Source organism: Lysinibacillus mangiferihumi (assembly GCF_003049665.1).
GTDB lineage: Bacteria > Bacillota > Bacilli > Bacillales_A > Planococcaceae > Lysinibacillus > Lysinibacillus mangiferihumi.
Genome location: NZ_PYWM01000066.1, coordinates 1 through 7,393 on the forward strand (window position 1 = coordinate 1; position 7,393 = coordinate 7,393).

At 31.3% G+C, this 7,393-nt stretch carries 9 protein-coding genes and 1 pseudogene; 4 read left to right on the forward strand and 6 right to left on the reverse strand.

Annotated elements, in window-relative coordinates; all coding sequences use genetic code 11:
* Positions 1 to 143: 143 nt before the first annotated feature.
* The 3 genes from C9J37_RS26840 (at position 144) to C9J37_RS26855 (ending at position 3,523) form a co-directional block, all read left to right on the forward strand.
* Positions 144 to 1,157, forward strand: a complete 1,014-nt coding sequence (locus C9J37_RS26840; RefSeq protein ID WP_107897845.1) for a YcaO-like family protein — start codon at positions 144 to 146, stop codon at positions 1,155 to 1,157.
* A 26-nt stretch (positions 1,158 to 1,183) separates the two neighbouring features.
* Entirely contained in the window at positions 1,184 to 2,236 is a 1,053-nt protein-coding gene (locus C9J37_RS26845; RefSeq protein WP_107897846.1) for a YcaO-like family protein, read from the forward strand.
* 696 nt (positions 2,237 to 2,932) lie between these two features.
* Positions 2,933 to 3,523 (forward strand): ATP-binding cassette domain-containing protein, encoded by a 591-nt coding sequence (locus C9J37_RS26855; RefSeq protein ID WP_107897848.1) that lies wholly within the window; start codon positions 2,933 to 2,935, stop codon positions 3,521 to 3,523.
* Positions 3,524 to 4,245: 722 nt separating this feature from the next.
* On the opposite strand, the gene C9J37_RS28665 is transcribed toward C9J37_RS26855, so the two are convergent.
* The 5 genes from C9J37_RS28665 to C9J37_RS29290 form a co-directional block, all read right to left on the reverse strand.
* Positions 4,246 to 4,404 (reverse strand): hypothetical protein, encoded by a 159-nt coding sequence (locus C9J37_RS28665; RefSeq protein ID WP_167397453.1) that lies wholly within the window; start codon positions 4,402 to 4,404, stop codon positions 4,246 to 4,248.
* A 78-nt stretch (positions 4,405 to 4,482) separates the two neighbouring features.
* Entirely contained in the window at positions 4,483 to 4,887 is a 405-nt protein-coding gene (locus C9J37_RS26860; protein WP_137067862.1) for a hypothetical protein, read from the reverse strand.
* Positions 4,888 to 5,001: 114 nt separating this feature from the next.
* On the reverse strand, positions 5,002 to 5,352 hold the full coding sequence (locus C9J37_RS26865; protein ID WP_107897850.1) for a hypothetical protein: 351 nt from the start codon (positions 5,350 to 5,352) through the stop codon (positions 5,002 to 5,004).
* A gap of 34 nt (positions 5,353 to 5,386) precedes the next feature.
* Positions 5,387 to 5,773: an EcsC family protein gene (locus tag C9J37_RS29285; RefSeq protein WP_235617270.1), complete on the reverse strand. Its 387-nt coding sequence runs from the start codon at positions 5,771 to 5,773 to the stop codon at positions 5,387 to 5,389.
* Positions 5,739 to 6,044, reverse strand: coding sequence for a hypothetical protein (locus tag C9J37_RS29290; protein ID WP_235617271.1), 306 nt, complete (start codon positions 6,042 to 6,044; stop codon positions 5,739 to 5,741). The genes C9J37_RS29285 and C9J37_RS29290 overlap by 35 nt, the downstream gene beginning before the upstream one ends.
* Positions 6,045 to 6,261: 217 nt before the next feature.
* Here C9J37_RS29290 and C9J37_RS26875 point away from each other — a divergent pair.
* A pseudogene (locus C9J37_RS26875) lies at positions 6,262 to 6,462 on the forward strand (transposase domain-containing protein); the annotation flags it as partial.
* A gap of 726 nt (positions 6,463 to 7,188) precedes the next feature.
* Here the strand turns inward: C9J37_RS26875 and C9J37_RS26885 are convergent.
* A partial coding sequence (locus C9J37_RS26885; RefSeq protein WP_153063523.1) for a sulfite exporter TauE/SafE family protein occupies positions 7,189 to 7,393 on the reverse strand: 205 nt, incomplete at its 5' end.

A 7,393-nucleotide genomic window follows, 5' to 3' on the forward strand; every position in this document is an offset into this window, starting at 1 on the left:
AAGGGGATATTACAAATCGGAGAGTTTTCGGGAACTTTGATAACAAAATTGAATTTGGAATCCAAAGATATTTTTATTCAGCCTCAAACATTCACTCATGATTTAGGAATAAACTTAAGAAAACAAATTCTAATAAAGAACGAATGCTTGATATTATGATATTTACAAATAGAAATTTTTTCGGTGTGGCAATTGGTGACTTTTTACAAGAAAATTATATTGCATATACATCAATCGGTAGAATTAATACCACGAAAGGCATGACTCCCGCTGAGGGCACTGCAATTGATAAAAATAAGCAGCTATCCTTAAGAAAAGCATATGAAGAGAATTTAGAGAGAAAGAAAATAGGTTTACAGATGGACAATACTCAAACAATAACAGTATACGATAAAATTCAGAATAAGATAAAGAAGACTAAAAGAATTTACTTTGGTTATGGGTATAATGAAATTTATGGATATGTAGATACGACAGGAACAGTATCTGGAATAAGCTCAAGTGAAGCCACGCATTTTTCAATATTGGAAATTATAGAAAAAAATGAAATGATGTTATTTTGGTATAAATCCTTAGGGGATTATATAATAAAAGATGAAAAACTTGATTATTTGATAAAAAACATGAATTATTCTAGCGAAACAGTTGAAGTTTTTCGCGCAAAAAATTTAACGAATTTCCCAGTTTATTTTGTTATTTTGATTTCAGAAAATAAATTAATAGCTTCAGGGGCTGGAATAGCTGAAACCGATGAGGCAGCTTTAAAGAAAGCACTTAAAGAAGCTAGACTATTAGAATGGCTAAATAAAGATAATCCTCTTTCCCATTTAAGTAGCATTTCTTCGAATGAAAATGATGAAATATTAGAACATCTTAATAAAATGAGAAAAGATTGTAAGAATAAAACAATAATGTTTAAGTCCTATGAAGAAGAAGCTGTATCGCTTCAGTTACCTGATTGGATTACGTCATTAGACTTTCACGTTTTAAACACTAAAAATGATTGTTCTAGCTTGACTGTAAAATGTTTATCTATTGAATTGATTAATTGTTTGCCAACAAAAGATAGGCTATTAAATAAGAAAAAAGTAATACATGATAAATACAATATTAATAATGATGTATTATCCAAGTGCCCGAGCTGTTTATTATTATAATAATTTGATGTAAGGAGGAGATTATTGTGAAAGTCGGATTTCTAATGAATGATGTTACATTTCGAGTTAACAAAGACGATTTTATTGATAGTCATCACAACAACATATACATCAGTAGAAGTGATAGGCATCAGACAGTCGAAGCATATGAGGCTAGTTTAAATTATAATACTTCTGATTTAATCAGTACCTTAGGTGAGTTTTTCGAAAGAGAAATCTTAATTAATTCTAACCCGTTGCAAAAAAAAACACTTCTAGCTACCTCATTATATAATGGAGAAAGTAAAAAAATAGCTTCTAATAAAGTTATCTTTAGTGGTGAATTTATTGATTCTTGTGGTATGTCATCACACACACTTTCAAATAAAACAATAACGAATTCCTTTTTTGAATTCTTCGAAAGGCAATCATATTTATTAAATTATTTATCAAAAAGTCAAGGTGTAATAGTAAATATTTCAAATGAAGTATCATTAGTTAAATACGATGCCTATTTAAAGCAATTTGTAGATGAAATAAAGTACTACGACATTTCACTAGACAGTGACCTACACGTTATATTAGCTGTATGTACAGGTGAAACATTCAAAGCAGTTGGTTTAGGAACTAGTGTATGTATGTATCAAGGTGTGTTGAAATCGCAAAAAGAGGCATTGCAATACTTTGCAGTTTCTATAACAAAACACAATAACTTGGGTGTTGGATATTCTACAAGTTCTAATATGGACAGGGATCTTTATCACTCTAACTTTGATAGCTTGTCGTCTTCAGAATTAAGCTCTAATTATTCCTATCTTAATAAAAACGCAGCCACAATAATGGTTAATAGAAGTAATGATAAGAAATTGGAACTTGCTAATCTAATAAATAGATTATATCAGAAGTATAAAATTCATCCCTATATAACCTCATTATCTTCACATAGGGATATCCCAAATTTAAAAATAACAAAAGTTTATGATGAAAACTGGTTTCCACATATGAATCCAAAATTATATCCTTCTTCAATGTATGATTTTATTGAAGATAGTACGGGATTATCATTAGATAGAAGTGTTGAAGTTATTCCATTTCCATAAAAGAGAGGGGTCTATTATGAGAGTAGTTATAGCTTATTATAAGCTGAATCTTAAGATGTTAAGAAACGAGATTTTCACGTTAATATGGTCACTACTATTGCCAGTTATATTTTTGATTCTAAACTTCAATAAAATTCATTCTTTTTATGATCTTCGTTTCTTTTGGGCATTTATAATACTTTCATGTTTTATTTACGGAATAGGGGTTCATGCAGCAAAATTGAGAAATGAGGGTTTGCTTAAAACTTATTTTTCAATAAAGGAATCTAGATACGAATTCTTTTTTTCGAATATTTTAACTCAAATAACGTTAATTTTTTTCAACTTCTTACTCTTTAATATAGCAGCTAGCATAATATTTCAATTCAATATATTTCAGTTGATATACGAATCAACTCTTTTGATAGTTTTTTCTATACCAATAGCATTTTTGTCGTTCACTTTAACGTTGATAACTAAAATAAACGCAACCGATATAAACACTATTGTCTCAATATTTATGTTAGTATCATTTATCGCTCTTTTCTCGACTGATTATAATCATTTCAACCTTATAAGAATAGTAGGAGACATTTTAATAGATAATACACTTAAAGACTACTCTTTATATTTAATTGTTTCCATATGCTCTATTATACTTGGCTTATTTAGTCTGAAAAGATACTCTGTGATATCATTAGAAAGCAGGTGATAATTATGATAAATATTAAAAATTTTACTTATAAGGATCTTTTGGTTAATGTAAATATGACATTAAATAAGGAATTCAATTACATACACGGCGCGAACGGTACTGGGAAGTCAACATTACTCGATTGTATTAGCAACCTTAACCAAAAGTATACTGGGGAGATAAGCGGGAATAATAGTCTTGTTTATTTAAATCAGAACCTTTATTTTTCTTATAAGTTGAAATTTAAAGACTTTGTGGAATTTATTTTCTCATTAGAAGGAATTAAAAATTATAAAACTGTATATTTCAAATATGCTGAAAAATATGGTCTATTAGAAGAGTTTAGCAAAAATTGGAACAAAAGAATTGGAGTTCTGTCTGGTGGTGAACGAAAAAAGCTTTACTTTTCGACGATTTGTTGTCTAGACAGAGATTGGTATTTGTTTGATGAACCTTTTTCGGGAGTTGATACTAGTGGTAAAGAGTACATGAGTAATCAGTTTAATAATCTTGTGGCTATGGATAAGGGGGTAATTATTACCACCCATGAAACAGAGCCACTAAACAATATATCTTTTGTAAAAAAACATATATTAGAAGACTCACAGCACTAGTAGAATCCCTGGTAATGCCTGTTTGTAAGCGAGGTATTACATAATCTTGAATGTACTCCATTTGTTCAATGTCATTTTGGAGAGGAGTGGCATAAATTCGGTTTTAGGACTCTTTTTATCTCTTCAACATTGAATGTTTCATGTCTATTAATAATAATATTTAAATTATTATTAACATAATTACATCATCTCCACCAATCGGAGCTAGTTTTATTCCTAAAGAAACCAATTTTTAAAAGTTCAATATTTGTTTAAAGTAACCTGTTGTATTATTTGAAGTGCAAAAATTCCCAAAGCGTCGTTTGGTAGATATTTTTTAAAAGCTTTTTATTCGCAGGATTTTTCCTTATTCAGCAATCGGGCCAGATTGTACAGTTCATCTTTTTTATAAACGGTATAACTTTTTTACAAACATCGTATCTTTATTCCAAAGCTACAATTGCATGTGTTGCCTTGGAATAAGGTTTGATTACAAAAACATTTCGCAATATATAAAAAGAATCAAGGTTTTTTTTATAAAAAAGATTGAATTGTTCAGCATGTATATTGTTGCTCTATTCTTGTAAAATATCTGATTATTTAATTCTTCAAGCAAAATATAAACAAATTAAAAACCACAAATGGGATTAACACCACTTGTGTTATATTTCGTTAATTAATTGGGTGATTTTTAGAAACTGCTTCGCGAAAGCTCTATATACAAAGCAAGAGTATTAAGACCATTACTTTATTTTCTCCGATAAAATATGCGCCCCTATACAAACTGCTGTAAAAATGACTGCATGCATTAATGCTTCAGGCAAAGGGTATTTTTGATAAAACGATAGAATAAGCAGCATAACGATAAAAAACAAACTATAAAAAATCAATTTTTTTTTCATGTTCCACCTCTTGATATTCAATTTCAATCTACACGGATTCTAGTAGGTACAACATGAATGAAATTGATTATTCGAAATTTATTGTACATACCATTTGGAAATTGTATAACTGCCATCTCTAGCAACCACTATACGATAACGATAATGCCAAGTATTATCTTTTCCTGTTTCACTGGTATAAACAATAATTTCTTTCGTGTCTACAAGTGGAACAGCTGTATACAGGACAGGTCCAATGATTGGAGTATTATACGTCACCATAGCTGTCATAGCAGAAACAAAATTCTTATTCTCCTTAACAAGCTCACCTGTTTTTGTGTTGTAAATATTTTTAATAAATGGTAGTCGTTCCGAAATTCCGTAAGTTATTCTCGCTTTTAAAAGTGCACTTCCGGCTTGGGCTAAAGATCCTGTTGCTGCATTAAACCAAGTCTGTGTCACTTTTTCTACGTAATAATGATATCCCTGACGCTCATACATCATAAACTTTCCGTCAAGAATTGTAAATTCTAACGGAACACCATTGTTGTAAGCAATTTCAGTAAAGTATTTGAGGTTAGCCCTTTATAAAACCAAATTTTCTTTTCGTTAGCTTAGTTAGCATATGCGAAAACTCTTGAAACTTAAGACGTCCTTGGAGAATTTCCTTACATTTCGTATACAAGTGCCACACGTTAACTTAGTCCAATTGATTAAATCACGGCCATTTTCAGTATCTAGGCCAACAGGTGATAGTAATAGGTATTTACGCCGATTATCATTTATTGTGGGACAGTCTGTATTCTGTATAGAATGAGCGAAATGCGTTTTCCTTAATGTAGAACCAGCAGCTTTTTCTGTTACTACACCACAAACAGGACAATAGGGTGTCACATGGATTAGATTTCTTTCCCATTCGTCTAGTGTATAAACTGTACTATAGTTTTGATTAAGTGCTTTAAAACTCATAATATTCTCTCCTTTTCGCTAGAGTATTTATAAATTAAATCTCTAAAATAACTTTGTTATCGTTATCGTAGCCACCTTCAATGAAGGTTAACTTAGCGGCCTTGCCTATGGCATATGTAGTTGAGACATCGAATACCGCTCCTACAACTCCACCTAATAGTGGAACCATTTTCCCTAAATTAACAACCCCCTTTTCACCTGCCTTGGTTACTAATCTAAAGCCTATTTTTTGGTTGATTTGTTTAATTACTTCACCTGGTATTCTACTTACTTGTACTTTACCGATTTTAGTTGCAATTACAATGCCATTTTGTTTTATTACTTCAGCAGCGGATTGACCAGTTAAACATGCAAAGACGAATGTTTGTACTTGGTCATCTTTTAAATCATATCCGCGAATATGAGCAATGGCAGCGATCATTTGTATTTGAACATACATAACTGAAAAAAAGGTTTGTGGGTATTGCAACGGGCATAACAGCAATGCCCCCTAAACCTGCAGCAAAGCCGTTCACCCCTGTTTTGCTTTGTTGCCAGCGAATTAAGCTATCAATGGCCTTATCTTTAGTAGGATGTTTCGATAAATAGCTATTTGAAATTTCGTACACAGAAGCGGTACCAGGTATGCCCACTAAGACCTTTTCATATGTCCAATCTAAAACCTTTTGGATGTTGCCTTCATTAATACCCATATTCACTACCCCTAATAAATTTAAATTTCGGCAAATATTTTCCATTATTTGATAATAACATTATAGTTTATACGAGCGTAATCATCTATCTTTAAAAATAAAAAAACAGCATACAAGAGTCGTATGCTGTTACTAATATGCTCTTATTATTCAACTGTTTTTTTCCATAGACGTAACTGAATTTCTTTTATTAATTCTTCGGCACCTTGATCACTCCTCTGTGAGTGAAGCTCGTGCGAAAGCCAATGCCATCTGTTTGAGCTTGGCTGAAACGGCAAAAGCAAACGGCATCGATTTTTATCAATACTTAGTGAAGCTCATGAGGGATTTACCTAATTTATCGATCCATCAGCAACCAGAAATTTCACATAATTACATGCCGTGGTCGAAAACTATCCAAGCGACATGTGCAAAATAGCCGTTTATCTGAAATCTTTTTCAGATAAACGGTTATTCGTCGTGCGTACCGAAAAGGTGCGCTTTTTTATATTTCGGTCTTACGTTGAATTTGTACAATTTGTTAATTTAGTTATATAGTGTAATATACACAGTAATTAATTTTTGAATTGGGGGGAAATTTGTGAAATTGAAATGCAAGTGTTTGCTATCTATCATCTTATGCTTGAGTATATTGAGTGGATGTAATAATGAGAAACGAGTTGAGGAGACGTACGTTTCTTTTGCCAGACAAGAAAATTTATCAGATGAGTTACGAGAATCGTTATTAGAACAATTAAAAGAAAATAATATAGAATATATAATAGATACTGAAGGTTCCGTGTATGTAAGAGAAAAAGATATTGATAAAGCTGTTTCGTGTTGTTCATAATATAACGAGTTTTGGAACAGAGGTTGATATACAGGATTGTTCTTGTTCCGCAATCGGGCCAGATTGTTGAATAACCCTAAAATATAAATATTTAGTAATCAATGTTAAAGTTAACTAAGTTTGTGAAGCAATGTACTTAAACTATCGGGGAAGGATTAATTGAAGAACAAGTTGAATAGAATTTTAATTTTTTTATTAGAACCCCAATAAATATTATCTTAAATCAAGGAGGAGGCGTCGATCCACAAGTGTGATGGACGTCTTATTTGTCTGGTTAGAATTGTAGTTCAATTAGAATCTACAAAAAAGATACTTTTAAAAATTAAAGTAATCTACAATCATTTGTACGATTAAAAGAACTGTTACTAATCTAAGAAGTGGTTTTACATGTTTCGTTTTTAATTTACGAGCTAATCTTACTCCGAACTGTGCACCAACAATGGATCCAAGCATTAATGCTATGGTAAGTGGCCAGAAAATTTTACCCGTTGATATGTAAGTGATGGCAGAACCAAAGCAA